General features: G+C 72.7%; 17 protein-coding genes. 8 read left to right on the top strand and 9 right to left on the bottom strand.

Annotated elements, in window-relative coordinates:
• Positions 1–262 precede the first annotated feature (262 nt).
• From araA to LQV45_RS02895, 8 genes are all read right to left on the bottom strand, one after another.
• Positions 263–1,774, bottom strand: coding sequence for an L-arabinose isomerase (gene araA / locus LQV45_RS02930; protein WP_230005663.1), 1,512 nt, complete (start codon positions 1,772–1,774; stop codon positions 263–265).
• Between the two features lie 18 nt (positions 1,775–1,792).
• Positions 1,793–3,364, bottom strand: a complete 1,572-nt coding sequence (locus LQV45_RS02925; RefSeq protein ID WP_230005662.1) for a xylulokinase — start codon at positions 3,362–3,364, stop codon at positions 1,793–1,795.
• Entirely contained in the window at positions 3,361–4,080 is a 720-nt protein-coding gene (locus tag LQV45_RS02920; RefSeq protein ID WP_230005661.1) for an L-ribulose-5-phosphate 4-epimerase, read from the bottom strand. The genes LQV45_RS02925 and LQV45_RS02920 overlap by 4 nt, the downstream gene beginning before the upstream one ends.
• 338 nt (positions 4,081–4,418) lie before the next feature.
• A complete protein-coding gene (locus LQV45_RS02915; protein WP_230005660.1) occupies positions 4,419–5,393 on the bottom strand; it encodes a LacI family DNA-binding transcriptional regulator in 975 nt (324 codons plus the stop codon).
• Between the two features lie 230 nt (positions 5,394–5,623).
• A complete protein-coding gene (gene xylB / locus LQV45_RS02910) occupies positions 5,624–7,015 on the bottom strand; it encodes a xylulokinase (RefSeq protein WP_230005659.1) in 1,392 nt (463 codons plus the stop codon).
• Positions 7,016–7,217: 202 nt separating this feature from the next.
• Positions 7,218–8,405: a xylose isomerase gene (xylA, locus tag LQV45_RS02905; RefSeq protein ID WP_138176404.1), complete on the bottom strand. Its 1,188-nt coding sequence runs from the start codon at positions 8,403–8,405 to the stop codon at positions 7,218–7,220.
• A 101-nt stretch (positions 8,406–8,506) separates the two neighbouring features.
• A complete protein-coding gene (locus LQV45_RS02900) occupies positions 8,507–9,403 on the bottom strand; it encodes an alpha/beta hydrolase (protein ID WP_230005658.1) in 897 nt (298 codons plus the stop codon).
• A gap of 65 nt (positions 9,404–9,468) precedes the next feature.
• Positions 9,469–9,954, bottom strand: coding sequence for a glutathione peroxidase (locus LQV45_RS02895; RefSeq protein WP_230005657.1), 486 nt, complete (start codon positions 9,952–9,954; stop codon positions 9,469–9,471).
• Between the two features lie 216 nt (positions 9,955–10,170).
• On the opposite strand from LQV45_RS02895, the gene LQV45_RS02890 reads away from it, so the two are divergent.
• From LQV45_RS02890 to LQV45_RS02880, 3 genes are all read left to right on the top strand, one after another.
• Positions 10,171–11,301 carry an ROK family transcriptional regulator gene (locus tag LQV45_RS02890; RefSeq protein WP_230005656.1) on the top strand — a complete coding sequence of 377 codons (1,131 nt, stop codon included), beginning with the start codon at positions 10,171–10,173 and terminating at the stop codon, positions 11,299–11,301.
• Between the two features lie 67 nt (positions 11,302–11,368).
• A complete protein-coding gene (locus LQV45_RS02885) occupies positions 11,369–12,622 on the top strand; it encodes a D-arabinono-1,4-lactone oxidase (RefSeq protein WP_230005655.1) in 1,254 nt (417 codons plus the stop codon).
• A 175-nt stretch (positions 12,623–12,797) separates the two neighbouring features.
• The gene (locus tag LQV45_RS02880) at positions 12,798–13,946 is read left to right on the top strand and encodes a nucleotidyltransferase family protein (RefSeq protein ID WP_230005654.1); all 1,149 of its coding nucleotides are present in this window, start codon (positions 12,798–12,800) and stop codon (positions 13,944–13,946) included.
• A 24-nt stretch (positions 13,947–13,970) separates the two neighbouring features.
• On the opposite strand, the gene LQV45_RS02875 is transcribed toward LQV45_RS02880, so the two are convergent.
• Complete coding sequence (locus tag LQV45_RS02875) at positions 13,971–15,290, bottom strand: O-antigen ligase (protein ID WP_230005653.1); 1,320 nt, start codon at positions 15,288–15,290, stop codon at positions 13,971–13,973.
• 31 nt (positions 15,291–15,321) lie between these two features.
• Between LQV45_RS02875 and LQV45_RS02870 the strand changes: the two genes are divergently transcribed.
• From LQV45_RS02870 to LQV45_RS02850, 5 genes are all read left to right on the top strand, one after another.
• The gene (locus tag LQV45_RS02870) at positions 15,322–16,761 is read left to right on the top strand and encodes an oligosaccharide flippase family protein (RefSeq protein WP_230005652.1); all 1,440 of its coding nucleotides are present in this window, start codon (positions 15,322–15,324) and stop codon (positions 16,759–16,761) included.
• A 73-nt stretch (positions 16,762–16,834) separates the two neighbouring features.
• A complete protein-coding gene (locus LQV45_RS02865; RefSeq protein WP_230005651.1) occupies positions 16,835–17,755 on the top strand; it encodes an NAD-dependent epimerase/dehydratase family protein in 921 nt (306 codons plus the stop codon).
• Positions 17,752–18,873: a glycosyltransferase gene (locus LQV45_RS02860; RefSeq protein ID WP_230005650.1), complete on the top strand. Its 1,122-nt coding sequence runs from the start codon at positions 17,752–17,754 to the stop codon at positions 18,871–18,873. The genes LQV45_RS02865 and LQV45_RS02860 overlap by 4 nt, the downstream gene beginning before the upstream one ends.
• Positions 18,870–19,964, top strand: coding sequence for a glycosyltransferase family 1 protein (locus tag LQV45_RS02855; protein WP_230005649.1), 1,095 nt, complete (start codon positions 18,870–18,872; stop codon positions 19,962–19,964). Before LQV45_RS02860 ends, LQV45_RS02855 begins: the two co-directional genes overlap by 4 nt.
• A gap of 62 nt (positions 19,965–20,026) precedes the next feature.
• Positions 20,027–20,929, top strand: a complete 903-nt coding sequence (locus LQV45_RS02850) for an SDR family oxidoreductase (RefSeq protein ID WP_230005648.1) — start codon at positions 20,027–20,029, stop codon at positions 20,927–20,929.
• Positions 20,930–20,991: the final 62 nt, after the last annotated feature.

Raw genomic sequence — 20,991 nt, 5'->3', positions numbered from 1 at the left:
GTTTGGGGCGTGAAATTCCGCGCCCCAAACGCAAAACCGCGCCCCGAATCGGGATGCCACGGCCCCCACGCCGCGTCGCGACGCCCTCCCCGAACGCAGGAATGCCCCGGACCCGCGGGCGTCCCACCACCGACGCGGGGCCGGGGCACGGTTCGTGCACCGGGGCGCACGATGGCCGCCCCGGTGCACGGAACGCGCCCCGAACGAGACGCGTACGTGCCACACCACCCCGGGGCCGTGAGGCAACCCGGGGCGGCGGGGATCAGATGCCCTGGGCCAGGCGGTAGTACGCCTGGTTCCAGCGCAGCTCGCTCTGGAAGCCGCGGACCGTGGTGTCCTCGTCGATGACGACGAGCTCGGTCTTGGCCATCTCGGCGAAGTCGCGGAACACCTCGATGCCGACGGCCGTGGTCATCACGGTGTGGTGGGCGGCGCCGGCGGCGAGCCAGCATGCGGCCGAGGTCGCGAAGTCGGGCGCGGGCTTCCACACCGCACGGCCGACGGGGAGCTTCGGCAGGTCGGGAGCCTCGACGTTCTCGACGACGTTCGCCGTGAGGCGGAAGCGGTCGCGCATGTCGCTCAGCGCGACGACGAGCGCGGCGCCGGGGTCGGCGGTGAAGACCAGGCGCACCGGGTCCTCCTTGCCGCCGATGCCGAGCTCGTGGATCTCCAGGCGCGGCTTGGCCGACGTGAGCGAGGGCGACACCTCGAGCATGTGCGCACCGAGGATGCGCTCGTTGCCGGGCACGAGGTCGTAGGTGTAGTCCTCCATGAGCGACGCGCCGCCGGGGAGGCCCGCGCCCATGACGTTCGCGACACGGACGAGGATCGCCGTCTTCCAGTCGCCCTCGGCGCCGAAGCCGTAGCCCTCCGCCATGAGGCGCTGCACCGCGAGGCCCGGCAGCTGCTTCAGCGCACCGAGGTCTTCGAACGACGTGGTGAAGGCGCCGAAGCCGCCCTCCTCGAGGAACGAGCGGAGGCCCAGCTCGATGGCCGCGCCGTCGCGCAGCGACTGGTGACGCGCGCCGCCCGGGAGCAGCTCGTCCACGACGTCGTAGCTGTCGACGTACTCCTGCACGAGCGCGTCGATCTCGGCATCCGTGGCCTTCTCGACGGCTTCGACGAGCTCGTTGACGCCCCACGTGTTGACCTGCACGCCGAAGCGCAGCTCGGCCTCGGTCTTGTCGCCCTCGGTGACGGCGACGAAGCGCATGTTGTCGCCGAAGCGGGCCAGCTTCAGCGTGCGGGCGGCGGTCCAGCCGGCGGCGGCGCGCTCCCAGTCCTCGATCTGCTGGCGCACGGCGGGGTTGGATACGTGACCGACGACGGTCTTGCGGGCCACACCGAGGCGCGTCTGGATGTACCCGAACTCGCGGTCGCCGTGCGCGGCCTGGTTGAGGTTCATGAAGTCGAAGTCGATGTCGTTCCACGGCAGTTCGACGTTCGCCTGCGTGTGCAGGTGCAGCAGCGGCTTCTGCAGGGCGTCGAGCCCGGCGATCCACATCTTGGCGGGGCTGAAGGTGTGCATCCACGCGATGACGCCGATGACGTCGTCGCGGCCGTTGACCTCGAGGGCCATGCGGCGGATGCTGTCGGAGTCCTTCAGCACGGGCTTCCAGACGACCTTCACGGGCAGGCCGTCGAGCCCGGCGACGACGCCCTGCGACTGCTCGGCGACCTGCTGCAGGGTCTCTTCGCCGTAGAGGTTCTGGCTACCGGTGACGAACCAGACCTCGTAGCCGTCGAGGTCGTTCTTCAGGGGAGAGCGGGTCATGTCTGTTCCTTCGGGTGTTCAGAGGGATGCCACGGCGGCCGCCTCGACGGCGAGTCCGGCGCGGTAGCGGTCGAGGTAGGACGAGAAGCCGGCGACGTCCGCCGGGTCGGGGGCGACGGTGACGATCGGCGCGTCGGCGAAGACCGTCTCGCGCAGGTACGCGTCGAGGTCGCGGCCGGAGTCGTCGGCGGCGTAGGCCGCCAGCACGGCCATGCCCCAGGCCCCGCCCTCCGACGCCGTCTCGGCGACGGCGACCGGGGCGTCGAGCGCGGCAGCGAGGAACCGCTGGGCGACCCCGGCGGTCCGGAACATGCCGCCGTGGGCGTACATCTTGTCGAGGGCGACGCCTTCGCCGTGCAGCACGCTCATGCCGAGCGCCAGCGTGCCGAAGACGCCATACAGCTGCGCGCGCATGAAGTTCGGCAGGGTCAGGCGGCTGTCCGGCGTGCGCACGACGAGCGGGCGACCCTCGTCGAGACCCGCGATGGGCTCACCGGCGAGGTGGTTGTAGGCCAGCAGCCCGCCGGCGTCGGCTTCGCCCGACAGAGCCGCCGTGAAGAGCGCCGCGTACGTGGCATCCGGGCTGATGGGCGTGCCCGCCGCGGCGGAGAACGCCGTGAACATGTTCGCCCACGCCGCGAGCTCGCTCGCGCCGTTGTTGCAGTGCACCATCGCGACGGCGTCGCCCGACGGAGTCGTGACGAGGTCGAGCTCGTGGTGCACCTGGGCCAGGGGCCGCTCGAGCACGACCATCGCGAAGATGCTCGTCCCGGCGCTGACGTTGCCCGTGCGGGGAGCCACGGCGCAGGTCGCGACCATGCCGGTTCCGGCGTCGCCCTCGGGCGGGGCGAATCGGATGCCGGGCTGCAGCGCGCCGCTCGGGTCGAGGAGCGCGGCGCCCTCGGGCGTGAGGCTGCCGGCGTCGGCGCCGGCGACGAGCACGCGGGGCAGCAGGTCGGCGAGCGCGGGCACACGACCGGCGGCGAGGGCGTCGTAGCGCGCAACGAGCTCGGCGTCGTAGTCACGGGTCGCCGAGTCGATCGGGAACATGCCCGAGGCATCGCCCACGCCGAGCACCTTCTCGCCCGTGAGCTTCCAGTGCACGTACCCAGCGAGGGTCGTGAGGAAGCGGATCTCGGGGACGTGCGGCTCGGCGTCGACGACGGCCTGGTGCAGGTGCGCGATCGACCAGCGCAGCGGGATGTTCACGCCCAGCAGCTCGGTGAGCTCGGCCGCGGCGACCCCGGTGTTCGTGTTGCGCCACGTGCGGAAGGGAGCCAGCAGCTCTCCCTCGGCGTCGAAGGCGAGGTAGCCGTGCATCATCGCGGACACGCCCATCGCGGCGTACCGCTCGGGGGTGACGCCGAAGCGCTGCTGCACGTCGGCGAGGAGGTCGGCGTAGGCGGCCTGGAGCCCCGTCCACACGGCATCCAGCGAGTACGTCCACAGCTTGTCGGCGTAGACGTTCTCCCACTCGTGGGAGCCGACGGCGAGCACCTCGGCGTCGGGGCCGATGAGGCAGGCCTTGATGCGGGTGGATCCGAGCTCGATGCCGAGCGAGGCCCGGCCTTCGGTGATGTGCGCGTTCATCGGCGGTCGTCCGTGCTCTGTCCGTAGACGTTCTGGTAGCGGTTGTAGAGGGCGTCGATCTTGTCCTGCGGGATCGGGATGAGCGGCCCCGCCTCGCGCGCGATGTGCACGGTGCGGGCGACGTCTTCGAGCATGACGGCGGCCTTCACGGCATCCTTGGCGTTCGTCCCGATCGTGAAGGGACCGTGGTTCTGCATGATGACGCCGCGCGAGCGGTGGCCGCGCAGGGTCTCGACGATGCCGCGGCCGATCGAGTCGTCGCCGATGATCGCGAAGGGGCCGACGGGGATGGGGCCGCCGAACTCGTCGGCCATCGCCGTGATGACGCAGGGGATCTCCTCGCCGCGGGCCGCCCACGCGACGCCGTACGTCGAGTGGGTGTGCACCACGCCGCCGACCTCGGGCATGTTCCGGTAGACGTACGCGTGCGCGGCGGTGTCGCTCGAGGGGCTGCGCTCGCTGCCGGGCGTGCCGGGGATGGCGGTGCCGTCGAGGTCGCACAGGATCATGTTCTCGGGCGCCAAGTCGTCGTACGAGACGCCCGAGGGCTTGATGACGAACAGGTCGGAGCCGGGGACGCGCCCCGAGACGTTGCCGCCGGTCCAGACGATGAGGTTGTAGCGCACGAGCTCGGCGTGCAGTTTCGCGACGTCGGCGCGGACGGCGTCGATGGCCTCCTGCACCTCGGGGGTGAACGTCGGTGCGGCGTCGGACACTCGGGTCTCCTTCGACTCAGTCGGGTGGGGGTCCGGTCAACCCTCCGCCGTAATGTTACCGGTAACATCGCGCGACCGCGACCCCCCAGCCGACACCGACTCACGGCCAGACGGCCGCCCAACTCCTGCAATTTCGGCGGTGCGGGCCGGCCGTGTGGCGTCATTCCGCGAGGCTCACCGGGCCGGATCCCCGAAGTGCAGGACTTGTGCTCGGCGGACCGCCGCCACCCGGCATCCGGGACCGGCCCGTCGGCCGTGGCATCGGCGCCCCGTGCGGCGGGGAGACGGATGCCACGGCCCCGGCGCCGTGCGCTGCGGCGGGGCGGCGCACCCCGACGTCAGCGCCCGCGCGGAGGCGCGGTCGACGCGCGCACGACCAGCACCGGGTCCGCGGGGCGCACCGGCGCCTCCCCCAGGACCGAGGCGACGGCCTCTTCGGCCTCGCCCTCGACGTCGAGGCGCACCGTCGTGAGCGCGGGCGTGTAGAAGGCGGCATCCGGGTTGTCGTCGAAACCCGCGACCGAGACGTCGCCCGGCACCGACAATCCCCGGGCGAGCAGCCCCGAGACAAGCCCGAGGGCCATCTGGTCGTTGGCGACGGCGACGGCGCTGACACCCTCGCGCACGGCCCGGGCGACCGCGTCGGCGCGCGCCTCGCCCGAACCCGCGCTCCAGTCCCCCGCCCCGCGCCACGCGACCTCGACTCCGCGCTCCCGGGCAGCGGATGCCACCCCCGCCGAGCGGGCGCGGGCCTCCCGCCAGTCCGCGGGGCCGGCCACCTCGGCGATGCGCCGGTGACCGAGATCGGCGAGGTGCCCGACGACGAGGGCGACCGCGGCCCGCTGCTGATCCCCCGACTCGCCGTACAGCGGCACGATCGGCACGTCGTATCCACTCAGGGGCGTCTGCGCGTGGGAAGCGACGAGCACGATGCCGTCGACACCCTGCGCGAGCAGGTGGCGCACGGCCGCGTCGACATCGGACGGGTCGTCGGACGCGCTGTAGGCCGTCGTGATCCAGCGGCCGCGGGCGCGCGCCGCGCGCTCGAGCGCGGCGATGCCGGCGGACGGCCCGTGCAGCGACGCATCGGATGCCACAACCCCCACGGTCCGTGTGCGGCTGGTGCCGAGCGCGCGGGCGGCGTTGTTCACGCGGTAGTCGAGCGCGGCGACCGCGGCGAGGACGCGCTCGCGCGTGGCATCCCGGATACCGGGGTAGTCGTTGAGGACGCGCGACACGGTCTGTGTGGAGACCCCGGCGCGGGCGGCGACCTCGCGGACGCCGACGCGCTTGGGTCCTCCGGCGTCACTCATGGTCCCTCACAGTAGCGGCGCGCGCTCGGCTCCCGCGCCGCCCGCCGCGTGCGGCTCCCCGCCGCACCGCACGCCGTACGCCGCAGGCCGTACACCGCGAGACTGCATCTGACTGACAAACCCACTGCAGCGTGCAGTGGGTTTGTCAGCGGGATGCAGTCTCGCGGTCCGGAGCGCACCGCGGTCCGGAGCGCACCGCGTCGGGAGCGCACCGCCGCAGCCGCGCCGCCTCAGTCCCGCGCGCGGACCGCGGCCACCGCGTCGTACCGCGTGCGGATCTCGGGACGGTGGTCGGGCTCGACGCGGCGGGTCGTCGCGATCGTCCAGTCCACCGGGCCGCCCGCGAACACGCCCGCGGCCTGGCGCGCGGCACCGAGCGCGACGTACTCGCCCGCGGCGGGCACGACGATCTCGGCGTCGAACACCTGCGCGGCGATGCGCGCGACGGCCTCGTTCGCCGCGGCACCACCGATGAGCAGCACCCGGCGCACCTCGACGCCCTGGGCCTGGATGGCTTCGAGCCCGACGGCGAGGCCGCTCAGCATGCCCTCGATCGCCGCGCGGGCGAAGTTCGGCCGGGTGGTGGATGCCAGGGTCAGGCCCGTCAGCGACGCCTGCGCGTCGGGCAGGTTGGGGGTGCGCTCCCCCTCGAACCACGGCACGAGCACAACGCCGTCGGCACCGGGCTCGGCCTGCAGCGCGAGGGCGCCGAGCTCGTCGTGCGAGACGTCGAGCAGTCGCGCGAACGCGTCGAGCACGCGGGCGGCGTTGAGGGTGGCGACGAGCGGGAGGAAGCGTCCCGTGGCATCCGCGAAACCGGCGACGGCGCCCGACGTGTCGCGCACGACGTGGTCGGTGACGGCGAAGACCGTGCCCGAGGTGCCGAGCGAAACGACGACGTCGCCCACGCCGGCGCCGAGACCGAGGGCGGCTCCGGCGTTGTCTCCGGCGCCGGGGCCGACGAGCGCGCCGCCCGGCAGGGTTCCGGCGCTGTCCCACGGTCCGAGCACGCGCGGAAGCACGGCGTCGTGCCCGAGGGCGCGCTCCAGCAGTGCGCGATCGTAACCGTCGGCGCCCCAGTACGCGGTGCCCGAGGCGTCGGAGCGGTCGGTGGTGAGTGCGGAGAGGTCGGCGTTGCCCGGACCGAAGCCGCGCAGGCGCCACGTCAGCCAGTCGTGCGGAAGGGCGACCGCGGCCACGCGCGCGGCGTTGTCGGGCTCGGCATCCCGCAGCCAGCGCAGCTTCGTCGCGGTGAACGAGGCCACCGGGACGACCCCCGTGCGGTCGGCATAGACCTCGGCGCCGACCTCGTCGATGAGGTCGCGCGCGGCCTGCGCCGATCGGGTGTCGTTCCACAGCAGGGCGTCGCGGATGACGCGCCCCTCCGCGTCGAGCACGACCATGCCGTGCTGCTGACCGGCGATCGAGACCGCCGCGACGTCGTCGAGGCCGCCCGCCTGCGCGATGGCATCCTGTAGCGCGATCCACCACGCCTCGGGGTCGACGGCGGTGCCGGCGGGGTGCGTCGCGCGACCCTCGCGCACCACGAGACCGGTCTCGGCGTCGACGACGACGACCTTGCACGACTGCGTCGACGAATCGACGCCCATGACCAGAGTCATGCTCACTCCTTCTCCTCGTCGCGGCCACTTCGGCGCGACGCCTCGTCCGTTCCGTGTCCACGGCACGCCGTTCCCGATCGACGGGGCGGCGTGTCCTGGACACCCAGCGGCGGGTGCGGATACGGACCCGGATGCCGTGGCATCCGGGTCGCGCGAGAAGCGGGACCGGACGCCCCCCACGGGCATCCGGTCCCGCTCCGGCTCAGCGTGCGCCCAGCAGGTGCTCGGTGGCGAGCTGCTGCAGGCGGACGAAGCCGAAGCCCTTGCCGCCGAGGTACACGTCGGTGTCGAAGTCCTCGTAGGCGGAGCGATCGGCGATGAGGTCGTCGTAGGTCTCGCCCTCGTTCAGCGTCGGCTGCGCGAGCTCGAGCACCTTCGCCGCCTCGAGCGCCTCCTGCACCTCGGGGTCGGCGCGGAAGGCCGCGGCGCGCTCCTTCAGCAGCAGGTAGGTGTTCATGTTGGCCGAGACCGAGTCCCAGACACCGGTCTCGTCCTCGGTGCGAGAGGGCTTGTAGTCGAAGTGACGCGGGCCGTCGTAGGCCGGGACGCCGCCGGGGCCGCCGTTTTCGAGCAGGTCGACGAGGGCGAAGGCGTTGTGCAGGTCGCCGTGGCCGAACACGAGGTCCTGGTCGTACTTGATGCCGCGCTGACCGTTGAGGTCGATGTGGAAGAGCTTGCCGTGGTACAGCGCCTGAGCGATGCCGGCGGCGAAGTTCAGGCCCGCCATCTGCTCGTGGCCGACCTCGGGGTTCAGGCCCACGAGTTCGGGACGCTCGAGCGAGTCGATGAACGCGATCGCGTGACCGAGCGTGGGCAGCAGGATGTCGCCGCGGGGCTCGTTGGGCTTGGGCTCGATGGCGAAGCGGATGTCGTAGCCCTTGTCGGTGACGTAGTCGCCGAGCAGGTTGACGGCCTCGCGGTAGCGCTCGAGCGCCTGACGGATGTCCTTCGCGGAGTCGTACTCGGCGCCCTCACGGCCGCCCCACATGACGAACGTCTTCGCACCGAGCTCGGCGGCGAGGTCGACGTTGCGCAGGACCTTGCGCAGCGCGAAGCGGCGCACGTCGCGATCGTTGGAGGTGAAGCCGCCGTCCTTGAAGACGGGGGCCGAGAAGAGGTTCGTGGTCACCATCGGCGTGATGATGCCGGTGGCCTCCATCGCGCCCTTGAGGCGGTCGATCTGAGTCTGACGCTCGGCGTCGGTGGAACCGAACGCGAACAGGTCGTCGTCGTGGAACGTCAGGCCGTACGCGCCGAGCTCGGCGAGCTTCTCGACGACGTGCACGACGTCGAGGGGCTTCCGGGTCGGGCCGCCGAACGGGTCGGTGCCGTTGTAGCCGACGGTCCAGAGACCGAACGAGAACTTGTCGTCACGGGTGGGGGTGGGCATTCCTGCTCCTTCGCATGGACGCGCACGGTCGGTTGCCGACGCACGGGGTTTTGTTGGTCTTCACAACATATACCCCGGATGCCGCGACGTCCAGCGTTCGGTCAGATCTCCCGTGCCCCATCGATCACGGCGAACACCTCGGGGTCCCACGTGAGAGCACGCTCCCAGGGCAGGCCGAAGCCCTCCGCGAAGAAGATGCTGTGCACGTGGTCGGGGAAGGAGTGCCGCGTCACGTCCGGCAGCACCGCGGCGGGCACCCCGTCGGCCCGGCCGCTCGTCATCGACACGAGGCCGTCGTGCGGCCACAACTGGCGCGGCTCGTCGGCCGCCGCGAAGTACCCCGCCCCGATCGCGGTGACCGGGATGCCGTCGAGCACTCCCGCCTGGGCGTCGTTCCAGTCGCGCAGGAATCGGCGCGACACCTCGCCCGCGGCGCCCTGCGAGTTCGCGGCGGCGTAGGGGCGGGCCTCGGCGAAGATCTTCAGGGTCGCGGGGTCGTCGTGGGCGTCGGCCTCGGTGATCTCACCGTCGAGGAAGTCGCCGAGCACCGATCCGTCCCACGGGCTGCCGAGGGTCACGAGTCGCTCCACCCGCGGGCCGTCGGTGCCGAGCTCGCGGATCGCGGCGCGGGAGAACAGCCCGCCCATGGAGTGCCCCACGAGCGCGACGCTTTCCAGCCCCTCCTCCGCGGCGACGTAGCGCAGGAACGCGGCGAGCGCGACCCCGGCGTCGTCGACCCGTCCGACGGCGTTGATCGTGACCTCTGCCGGCAGCACCACCGGCACGTCGGAGAAGCCCTGCCAGCCGGCATCCTCGCGGACCTCGCCCGCTCCGATGCGTGCCGGGGCGGTGAAGACGCGGATGCCGCGATCGAGGTAGTGCGCGCGCAGCGCGGTCATCGTATTGCCCGCCGCGAGGCCCGTCCCCGCGGCCCGCTCGGCGTCGGTGAAGGGCGTCACGGCGGCTCCGCCGGAGACGAGGACGACGGCATCGGCCATGGGGGTGCCTTTCCAGACGGGTGGGGTTCCCGGCCAGGATAGGGCAGCGCCGCGTCCGGGCGTGATCAGTGCGGGAGGGCGTCCTCGATCGCGGCGACGACCTCGGGGGCGTCGGCGTGGGTGCGCGGGCTGAAGCGCGACACCCGGCCGTCCGGCGCGACGACGAACTTCTCGAAGTTCCACGAGATGCGGCCCGTCTTGCCCTCGGCATCCGGGTTCTGCGTGAGCTCCTGATACAGGGGGTGGGCGTGGCGGCCGTTGACCTTGACCTTCTCGGACATCGGGAAGGTCACGCCCCACGTCGCCGAGCAGTACTCGGCGATCTTCTCTTCGTCGCTGAGCTCCTGCAGGAACTGGTTGCTCGGGAAGCCGATCACGGTGAACCCGCGGTCCGCGTACTTCTTGTGCAGCGCCTCGAGCGCCTCGTACTGGGGCGCGAGCCCGCAGCGCGAGGCGACGTTGACCACGAGCGCCGCCTTCCCCTCCGTGAGCGCCCCGAAGGTGGTCTCTTCGCCGCGGATGGTCGTGATCGGGATGCCGGAGAGGTCCATGATCCGATCCTGGCACCGCCGCCTATGCCTGGGCTCTTTTCCGATAAACGCTTCCCGCACTGAGAAACGCTCGCAGAGCGCGTTTCCCGGCACAGGAAGCGTTTATCGCGCGGGACGGGGGCGAGCGCGGCAGGAGCAGGGCTGAGCGGGCGGGAGCGGGCGACGGCGCGCGCATGGCACAGTGGTCGGATGGTCACGGCGAGCAGGGGCGACGGGATGCGACGCGCCAATCTGGCGCTCGTGCTGCGCACCGTGCACCGCGAGGGTCCGCGCTCGCGCGCCGCCCTCACCGAGGCCACGGGCTTGAACCGCTCGACGATCGCCGACCTCGTCGGCGAACTCGTCGGCGACGGTCTCGTCGTCGAACGCGCCCCCGATCCGGTCGGCCGGGTGGGGCGCCCCTCTCCCACGGTGGCGCCGGACCCGCGCGTGGTCGCCCTCGGCGTCAACCCCGAGGTCGATGCGCTCGACATCGGCGCCTTCGCCCTCGACGGCACGCCCGTCGCGCGCGAGCGGCTGCCCCAGACGCGGCTGCTCACGCCCGAGCGCACGGCCGAACTGGTCGGCGAACGGCTCGCGGCCTGGCGCCGCGGACCGCTGCGCGGCCGCCGGACGGTAGGCATCGGGGTCGCGGTCCCCGGTCCCGTGCGCGCCGCCGACGGACTGGTGCGCACCGCTCCGCACCTGGAGTGGACGGATGCCGCGATCGGCGGCCTCGTGACCGCCGCGACGGGTCTGCCGTCCCGCGTGGGCAACGATGCCGCGCTCGGCGCGCTGGCCGAGTACCTCTTCGGCGCCGCCCGCGGAGCCCACGACGTCGTCTACCTCAACGGCGGCGCGAGCGGTATCGGTGGCGCCGTCATCGTCGGCGGAGTGCCACTGGGTGGCGCCGGCGGCTACGCGGGCGAATTCGGACAGAACCGCCCCGGGATCGTCGATGCGGCCGACCGCCGCGCCGCCGACGGCGTGCTCGAGGACGAGGTGAGTCGCGCGCGCCTGCTCGCCGCGCTGCACCTCGAGGCGGCCGACGACGCCACTCTCGCCGAGGCCCTGCGCACGACGACCGCGCCGGCGGTGCACGCCGAGACCGCGCGCCAGCGACGCATCCTCGCGACGGCCCTTGCGAACGCCGCGAACGTCCTCAATCCCGCGGTCGTCGTCCTCGGCGGGTTCCTCGCGACGCTGGCCGCGCTCGACCTCGACGGACTGGACGGCGCCGTTCGGGCGCAGACGATGCCGGCGTGCGCCGAGGACCTGCGTCTGCGCGTCGCCGAGCTCGGCGAGAACCGCCTGCTCGTCGGCGCGGCCGAGGCGGTCTTCGAGGCCGAGCTGTTCCCCGCGCACTGAATCCCGGCATCCGCACCCCGTCGGGGTCCGCGCGGGAGAGGATGGACCCGGACCGACGGAGGACTCCATGACCCACACTCGCCCCTCCGGCACGAACTGGTCGGGAAACCACCGCTACCGTGCCGCCGAGACGCTGCTGCCCGCCGACCTCGACGAGCTCGCCGACGCGATCCGGAGCGCCGACGCCCTGCGCGTGCAGGCGACGCGCCACACCTTCAACGACGTCGGCGACACCGACGGTGCGCTGATCTCGCTCGAGCAGCTGCCCGTCCGCATCGAGGTCTCCGGCGACCGCGTGCGGGTCGAGGGACTCGTCACCTTCGCGCAGCTCGCTCCGGTGCTCGAAGCCGAGGGACGCGCGCTGCACAACCTCGGCTCCCTCCCCCACATCTCCGTGGCCGGCGCGACCGCGACGGGCACACACGGGTCCGGGAGCGCCAACGGCAACCTCTCCAGCGCCGTGACGGCGGTGGAGACGATGGATGCCACGGGCACCGTGCACCGCATCGACCCGACGCACCCGTGGTTCCCGGCCGCCGCCCTCGGCCTCGGGGCTCTGGGCGTGGTGACGGCGGTGGAGCTGCGCACCGTCCCCACCTACACCGTGACCGCACAGGCCTACACGGGCGTCGCGTGGGAGGACCTGACCGCCGATCCGCGACGGCTGTTCGCGAGCGCGCACAGCGTCAGCGTCTTCACGACGTGGGGCGACCCCGCGCACGACCTCGTCTGGATCAAAGCGACGGATGCCGATGCGGAACCCGGCTACGTCCGCGACATCGGGGGCGTCGAAGTCGGGGCCGACCTGCATCTCGGGCGCATCCGGACCGTGGGCAACACGACCGAGCGGGGAACACCGGGCCCGTGGCACACGCGGCTCCCGCACTTCCGCGCCGAGGCTCTCCCGAGCGACGGCGACGAGATCCAGTCCGAGTACTTCGTGCCCCTCGACGCGGCCGCCGAGGCGCTCGCGGCGGTGCGGGCGGTGGCATCCACGATCGATCCCGTGCTGCTGGTGTCGGAGCTGCGCACCGTCGCGGCGGACGACCTCTGGCTCAGCCCGGCGTCCGGCCGGGACGTGCTCGCGATCCACTTCACCTGGCGGAACGACAACGCGGGAGTGGCGGCCGTGCTGCCCGCGGTCGAGGACGCGCTCGCTCCGTTCGCGGCCCGTCCCCACTGGGGCAAGGCGTTCACGATGCCGGGCGAGACCGTTCGCGCGACGCTGGCCCACGTCGACGACTTCGTCGCGGTGGCGCGGGCGGCCGACGCGCGAGGCGTCTTCCGCAACGCCTTCCTGGGCCGCACGCTCGGGCTCTGAGGCGGCCCCTCGGGGCGGAGGCAGCCCGCGATCCTCACGTGAGAATCGCGAGCCGCTCGGGCGATCGATGGGGTGAAGGATCGCGGTCGGACCGCCGTCCGGGCGGGAGGCGGTGTCGCGCGCACCGCGCCGCGGTCCAGAGTGGACGGCGCCCGTCCCCCACCCGAGAGGTGCCATGACCGCTGAGTCGCCCCGCTCGGCCGGCTGGGTCGCGATCGCCTCCGGCGCTCTCGACGTCTCCGCGTCCGATCTGTTCACCCCGGATGCCGAGATCCTCCTCCTGCCCGCGCAGCCCGGCGAGCCGTTCTGCCTCACCGGCGACGGGGCGCGGACGTGGCGACGGCTCGTGACCGACGGGCCGCTGTCTCCGGCGGACGACGGGGAACGACACATCCTCGACGACATGGCCGCCCTCGGTATCGCGTCGCCCGATCCGACGCACCCGGCCCGGATCACCCGCCTCGATCCCCCGCGGCTCTCCTCGCCGTTCCACGAACTGGCGTACGCCCTCACCGCGCGGCTCGCCGCGGAGCGCGGCATCCGGTGCGTCTTCGTGAAAGGCCCCGCCCTGCACCACCAGGGGCTCCGGGAACGCGAGCACTCGGGCGACGTCGACGTCTGGTGTCGCCCCGAGCACGGGGACGCGCTCGCCGAAGCCCTCACGGAGTGGGGATGGCGTCGCGAGCCCGATCCGTGGCGGGGCACGTCGGTGCACCACACCGCCACCATGACCCCCGGCGACTGGGGATGCGAGATCGACGTGCACCGGCGCATCCCGGGTCTCGTCCTGGACGACGCCGACGCGTTCGACGCGGTCGCGGGCCGATCGGAGCCGGTCGTCTACGCGGGGGTGGCCGTGTCGATCCCCCGCGCCGACGTCCACGCCGTCCTGGCCGCGGTGCATGCCGTGCGCCCCGAGATCGGGGCCGGCGCGCGATCGGCCGCGGCGTCGGCGACCGCCGCAGCGATGCTCGCCGCCGCCGCCGGCAGCGGCGAACGGGCGTGCGAACTCGGAGCGGTGCCGGTGCTCGAACGCGAGCTGGCGGGCCTCCTGCCGGAGCAGACGATCCGGCAGTACCGCGGCGGCATCCCGCACGACTGGGCGTGGCGCGGCGCGCCGGACCCGGTCCGCGCGTACTGGAGAGCCCTGCGGGAAGAGCCGTTGGCCACCCGCGTACGTGTGCTGTGGCGGTTCGTGTGGCCGCCCGACGACATCGCTCTCGCGTCGGCTCGCCACGCCGGCGACGCCGCCGCGTCGCCCACGACCGCGCGCTGGCGACGACTGGCACGGGGCCTGCGGAGCGTGCGAGGAGCGTCGCGCTGACGAGAGACGTCGGAGCCGGTGGCGTCAGCTCCAACGGACCCGGCGCTCGGCACGGGTCAGGGGAACGGCAAGTCCCAGGTCCGCCTCTTCGCGTTCGAACCACCGCCGCGTGGCGAAGACGAACAGGGGCACGAGCGCCGACGCCGACAGGGGTCCCCAGCCCACCAGAGGGAAGGGCGTCTCGGTGGCCCCCATGGCGAGAAGTCCCACGATGAACGCGATGCCGGCCACCGACGACGAGCGCACCGGGTCCGTGGCCGCGCCCCTCAGTGCGGCCACGATGACCGCGAGCCAGGCCACCAGGACGACGGCCCCGCCGATCACGAGCGTCGTGAGGACGAGGTTGTGCGCGTGGCTCGCGGCGCTGGACAGCACGGTGCGCAGCACGGCGTAGTTGTCGGCGTACCAGTGAGCCCCGAGGCCGAACAGCCCGTGGTCGCCGAGTGCTTCGCGGTTGTAGATCCAGATCGCCCCGCGCGACGTGAAGGCCTCGGGATCGGTCTCGGTGAAGGGGATGCGGACGACCGCGATGAGCGCGCCGACGGCGCCGATCGTGCCGACGACGACGAACCCCGTGCGCGGGAGGAGGCGTGAGAGCACGACGACCGCCAGCATCACGCCGGCGCCGACGAGCGCGGTGCGCGACGAGCTGAGGACGAGGGCCCACGCGACGACGGCCAGGAGCGTCCAGCGCACGAGCGGCCGACGGACCAGGAAAATGCACGGCATCGACAGCGCCAGGAACATCCCGAACGTGTTCGAGTGGGAGAAGATCCCGGCCAGCAGCGGCGCCCCGGTGAGCGACTTGTCGAAGGTCCCCGTGCCGCCGGAGATGACCACCGCCGCGGGCGCCGCGTACATCGCGACGATCGATCCCGCAGCGACCGCGGCCCCCGCGTACCCGAGCACCGCGAGATCCGCCGGTTTCACCCGCACGCTCACCAGGAGAGCGCCGGCCGCGGCGGTCAGGAGAAGACCGAACGTCGGGGTCCGACCGTGGACGAACTCGTTGGCCGCGAGGACCAGACCGGGCGCCACGACCAGGAGCAGGCTCGGTCCGGAGACCCGCGCGAACAGGACGACGAGCAGCACCGCCGCCGCGGCGATGACCGGCACGACGATGCTGCCGGCCTCGTCGATCGCCGCCACGACGGGGTTCGTCGCGGTCGCGCCCTCCTTGTAGTGGGCGCGGTCGGTGAGAACGGTCTCGATGAGCGGCCCCAACAGCGAGTACACGGCCAACACGAGCACCATCAGCCGCCGCGCCACGGGCGAGTCCACTAACCCGGTCGGACCCGCGGACGCGGCGACGGCGGTCTCTCGTCGGCTGGCTAGCGTGCTCACGGCCGACACCGTACAACCCCAGGAGCGCGCGATGACCACGAGCACCGTCGTCGCTCCCCGGCGCCGCGGGGCCGCTCTGCTGCTCGGCGCGCAGTGGGTGCGGTATCTGTCCCAGCTCGCGGGCTTGGTCCTGCTCGCGCGCCTGGTCGGCCCGGCGGACGCCGGCATCGTCGCTCTGGCGGGAGCGCTCGCGGGACTCGCGGCGGTCCTCGGCGACTTCGGACTCAGCATGGCGGCCCTGCGCGCCCCGACCCTGACGGCGGCGCAGCGCACGTCCCTGTTCTGGGCGAACACGGTGATCGGGCTCGTCGCCACGGGCCTGGTCGTCGCCGTCGCCCCCGCCTTCGCCGCGTTCTACGACGACCCGCGGCTGATCCCCGTGCTCGCCGTCCTGGCACCCGCCTTCGTCCTGCGCTCGGCCAGCGCGCAGTTCCGCGTCGAACTGAATCGGTCGGGGCGCCTGGGGCGCCTGGCGGCGGCCGAGCTCGCCGGCGACCTCGTCGGACTGACGGCGGCGATCGTGTTCGCCCTGCTGGGCGGCGGTGCTCTCGCCCTGGCCTCGCAGGGCGGCGTGGCGGCCCTGGTCACGCTCGGGGCGACGGTGATCCTCACCCCGTGGCATCCGGGTCTCCCTCGCCGCGGGTCCGACATGCGGGGATTGCTGACGTTCGGAGGCCACACGTTCCTCGTGCACGCGCTGAACTACGTCTCGACCAACATCGGCACGCTCGCCGTCGGGAGGGTGGCGAACGATCGGACCGTCGGTCTCTTCAGCCGGGCGACCCAGCTGGTGAATCTCCCGATCGATCAGCTCGTCACGCCGCTCACGCGCGTGGTCGTCCCGACCCTCGCGGATGCCTCCGACCCGACGCCCCTCGAGGACCGCCTGGCGAAGTACCAGACGGCGCTGAGCTATCCCGTGCTGGCCTACGTGAGCCTGTTCGCGGTCACCGCGGAGCCGGCGATCCGCGTCGTGCTCGGGGCCCCGTGGGCCGGGGCGGCGACGTACGTCCCGATCTTCGCCATCGGGGCGGTGTTCCAGACGCTCGGCTACCCGCAGTACTGGGCGTTCGTGGCGACCGGCCGATCGGGCCTCCTGCTGTGGTGCGAAGCCACGGGCCGGATCCTCATGACCGGCCTCGTCGTGGCGCTGTCCGCCCTGGGCCCGGCCGGAGTGGCGGTCGCGATGTCGATCGGGCAGTTCGCGCTGTGGGCCGCGGCGTTCCTCGTGCTGCCGCGGACCGGGGTGTCCTCGGTGCTGCTGCTGCGCGCCTCGTTGCGCCCCGTGGCGGTGTTCACGGTCGGCGCGATCGTGGCATCCGTCGTCGACGTGTCGTTCTTCACCCCGCTCGATCCCGGGCTGCGGCTGCTCGCGGCCGGCGGAGCGTGGGCGATCGTCGTGGGCACGCTGCTTCCGCTCGTGGCTCGCCGCGACCTCCGATCTCTGTGGGGCGCCCTCCGCCGGCGGTGACGGCGACACCCGACCCGCCGACCCGACGAGAGGGCCCCATGCCGCGCACCCACCGAGACACGGGCGAGCGCTGATGGCGCGCTGCCTCGTGATCGGCGCCAACGGCTTCCTCGGGTCGCGGCTGGCCGACGCACTGTCCACCGCCGGGCACGACGTCACCGGCTTCGACCGCTTCCGCGACGGCATCCACACGTACACGTCTCCGGACGTCGTCCCCGTCGCGGGCGACTTCCTCGACCCCGACGACGTCGCGGCGGCGGTGTCGGGCCACGAATACGTGTTCCATTTCCTCTCGACCACGACACCGGCCAGCGCCGACCGCGAGCCCACCGTCGATCTGCGCACCAACGTCAGCGCGAGCGTCGAACTGCTCTCGCTGTGCGCGGCGGCGGGCGTGCGACGGGTGTTCTTCGCGTCGAGCGGCGGAGCGATCTACGGCCCGCAGGCGCGACGCACGTTCGACGAGGACGCCCCGCTGCGGCCGATATCGCCCTACGGCATCGGCAAACTGACCATCGAGCGGTACCTCGACTACTACGCCACCACCGCAGGCTTGGAGTCCGTCGCCCTGCGCATCTCGAACCCGTACGGACCCCGTGCACGGCCGGCGACGGGGCAGGGGATCATCCCGATCACGCTGGAGCGCATCCGGCGCGGGGAGCCGGCGGTCCAGGTCGGCGACGGCTCGATGATCCGCGACTACATCCACGTCGACGACCTCGTCGGCCGGATCCTGCGCATGGTCGACCACGCGCCGCGCCACCGCGCGTACAACCTCGGCAGCGGACTCGGGCACTCCGTCGCCGACGTCTTCGCCGCGATCCGCACGGTGGTCGGGCACGACTTCGCGATCACCCGCGCACCGCAGCCGGCCACCTTCGTCGATCACGTCGTGCTCGAGGTCGGCCGCTTCCGCGACGAGTACGGCACCGACCGCGACCGGACCCTCGCCGAGGGCATCGCCGACACCTGGACGAGGATGACCACGCCATGACGAGAGTGCTGCACGTGACCGAAGCGATGGGCAGCGGCGTGCTGAGCCTGGTCGACAGCATCAGCCGCCGCCAGGCCGAGCAGGGCGCCGACGTGGAGGTGCTGTTCGCCCCGCGCCCCGAGACCCCGACCGACGAGGCGCTGCGCGCACGTTTCGACGCCCGCGTCGCGCTGCGGCGTGTGTCGACCGGGAGCCGGATCGGCGATCTGCGGGCGCTGTCGCGTGCCGTGGCGCGCGCGGCCGACGGCGTCGACGCGGTGCACGCGCACTCGAGCATCGGCGGGGTCGTCGCCCGCCTCGCGGTGCGTCGTCGGCTCCCGGCCGAGCGTGTCTTCTTCTCGCCGCACGGGTTCGCCTTCCTGCGGCTCGACCTGCCCGGACCCCTCCGGTACACCGCCCGCATCGTCGAGCGGACCCTCGCCCGCCGCTCGACGCTCGTGCTCACCTCGCCGTCCGAGTTCGCCCTGGCGACCGCAGAGCTCCGACCCGAGCGGGCGCACCTGCTCCAGACCGGGATCCCCTCCGAGACCGTCTCGCGCACCGCACGCGTCGCCGACCCGGGGCGACGGCCGGTCGTCGGGATGATCGGGCGGGTCGTCCACCAGAAGGCGCCGTGGCGGTTCGCCGCCGCCGCGCGTGCGCTCGGCGAACGGGCCGACTTCGTGTGGATCGGCGGGGGCTCCACCGACGACGAGCGGCGCTGGTTCGGCGACGCCCCCGTGCGGGTGACCGGGTGGGTCTCGCCCGGCGAACTGGCCGAGCTGATCGACGGCATGGACGTCCTGCTGTTCCCCTCCCTCTGGGAGGGGATGTCGCTCTCCCTCATCCAGGCGCAGTCGCAAGGGATCCCCGCCGTCGTCTCGGACGTCGTGGGCAATCGCGACAGCGTCCGGGATGGCGTCACGGGCTACGTCTGCGCCGACGACGACGCCCTGATCGCCGCGACCGGACGACTGCTCGACGATCCGCGGCTCCGGGAGCAGATGTCGGCCGCCGCACTGGAGTGGGCCCGACGCGCCCTGACCGACGACGCCCTCGGGCGCGACTCGCTCGCGCTCTATCGGAGAGCGGCAGCGGACGGGACCGCGGCGGAGACGGAGCGGAGCCGGGTCGGATGATCGTCGTCAACGCCCGGTTCCTGACGCAGAGCACCACCGGCATCCAGCGCTTCGCGACCGAGATCGCGCGCGAACTCCTCCGCCTCCGCGCGGACGTCGTGCTCGCCGTCCCGCGTGGGCCGATCGACCCGCGCGGTCTCGACGAGACGCGCATCGTGCGCGTCGGACGTCTCGCGGGACACGCGTGGGAGCAGATCGACCTGCCCCTGTTCGCCCGCCGCCGAGGCGCGGTGGTGCTGGGTCTCGCGAGCACCGGCCCCGTCTGGTACCGCCCCCAGGTGTCCACCCATCACGACGTCACGTGGCTCCGGCATCCCGACAGCTTCGGTCGGCGCTTCCGCGCGGTGTACGGACTGATCGTCCCGCGGCTCATCGACCACAGCGAGCGGCTGCTCACCGTCAGCGCGTTCTCGAGGGGCGAGATCGCGGCGCACTTCGGCATCTCCCCCGAGAAGCTCACGATCGTCCCCAACGCGGCAGATGCCCGGTTCCGACCGGCGGACGACGACGCCCCGCGCGCGACGGAACGGTACCTGCTGGCGGTGTCGTCGCCCAACGCCCACAAGAACTTCGCGCGGATGATCGACGGATTCCGCCGGTTCTCCCGTGCGCACCCCGACGTCGAACTGCGGGTCGTGGGCAGTCAGACACGCAGCTTCGCCCGTCAGGAGTACGACGCGTCCGACGCGCGAGTCCGGTTCCTCGGCCGGGTCGACGACGCCGCGTTGGCCGAGCTGTACCGCGGAGCGCTCGCCTTCGTCTTCCCCTCGCTGTACGAGGGTTTCGGCATCCCTCCCCTTGAGGCTCAGCAGTGCGGGTGCCCGGTGATCGCCGCGCGCGCGGCATCCCTGCCCGAAGTGCTCGGCGACTCGGCCCTCTTCGTCGACCCGTACGACGTCGGCGACCTCGCCGCGGCGATGGCGCGGATCGTCGACGACGACGGGCTGCGGGCACGACTGTCGGACGAGGGGCTCCGCAACGCACGGCGTTTCTCGTGGCGCACGTCGGCCGAACGCGTCTCGCGCGTGCTCGACGACGTCGTGGCCGAGACGGCGCCCCGCTCCCGCGAACCGCACCGCGTCGGGCTCTGACGCGTCCTCGCGCACGCGTCAAGGGCGCGCATCAGGAGCCCGCCTCTGCCTAACGTCGCTGCATGACCACCGATCGCGACCAGTTCACTTTCGACAACCCCGTCACGCGCTACTCCCGCGTCGAGCCCCCGGTCCAGCACCAGCCCGAGCCGGGTGTCCAGGCCGACATGACGCCCGTCCCCGACCTCGGCGAGAAGACGTACCGCGGGCTGGGGCGCCTCACCGGCCGGAAGGCGCTCATCACCGGCGGGGACTCGGGCATCGGCGGCGCCGTCGCGATCGCGTTCGCGCGCGAGGGTGCCGACGTGGCCATCGTGCACCTCCCCGACGAGCAGCGCGACGCCGACCACGTGCTCGCGCAGATCCGGGATGCCGGGCGCACCGGCGTCTCGATCGCGACCGACATCACCGATCCCGGTGCGTGCCGTGCCCTCGTCGCCGACGCCGCGGAGGCGCTCGGCGGGCTCGACATCCTGGTGAACAACGCCGGCAAGCAGGTGATGGTCGAGAAGGTCGACGACCTGTCCGACGAGCAGTTCGAGCTGACCTTCCGCACGAACGTGTTCGCGCCGTTCTGGATCACCAAGGCGGCCCTCGCACACTTGCCCGAGGGCGGCTCGATCATCAACACGGCGTCGCTCGAGGCGTACGTCCCCGCCCCCGACCGGCTCGACTACGCCGCCACCAAGGCGGCCATCAACAACCTGTCCAAGGGGCTGGCGCAGCAGCTGGCGTCCCGTGGCATCCGGGTCAACGTCGTGGCTCCCGGGCCGACGTGGTCGGCGCTGCAGGTGAGCCACGGCGTCTCCGACGAACAGATGGAGCACTTCGACGACGAGAGCACCTATCAGCGCGCCGGGCAGCCCGCCGAGATCGCGCCCGCGTTCGTCTTCCTCGCCTCGGCGGAGTCCAGCTACGTCTCGGGCGAGACCCTCAACGTCAACGGCGGCATGGTCACGCCGTAGCCCCGGGTTGTGGCATCCGCCCGCGCCCGCACAACTCCGGCGGATGCCACACCCCGACGCCC

This window comes from Microbacterium sp. Bi128, assembly GCF_918698205.1.
Note: the sequence above shows the minus strand (reverse complement) of the source record. Positions and strands in the feature narration are given on the sequence as shown.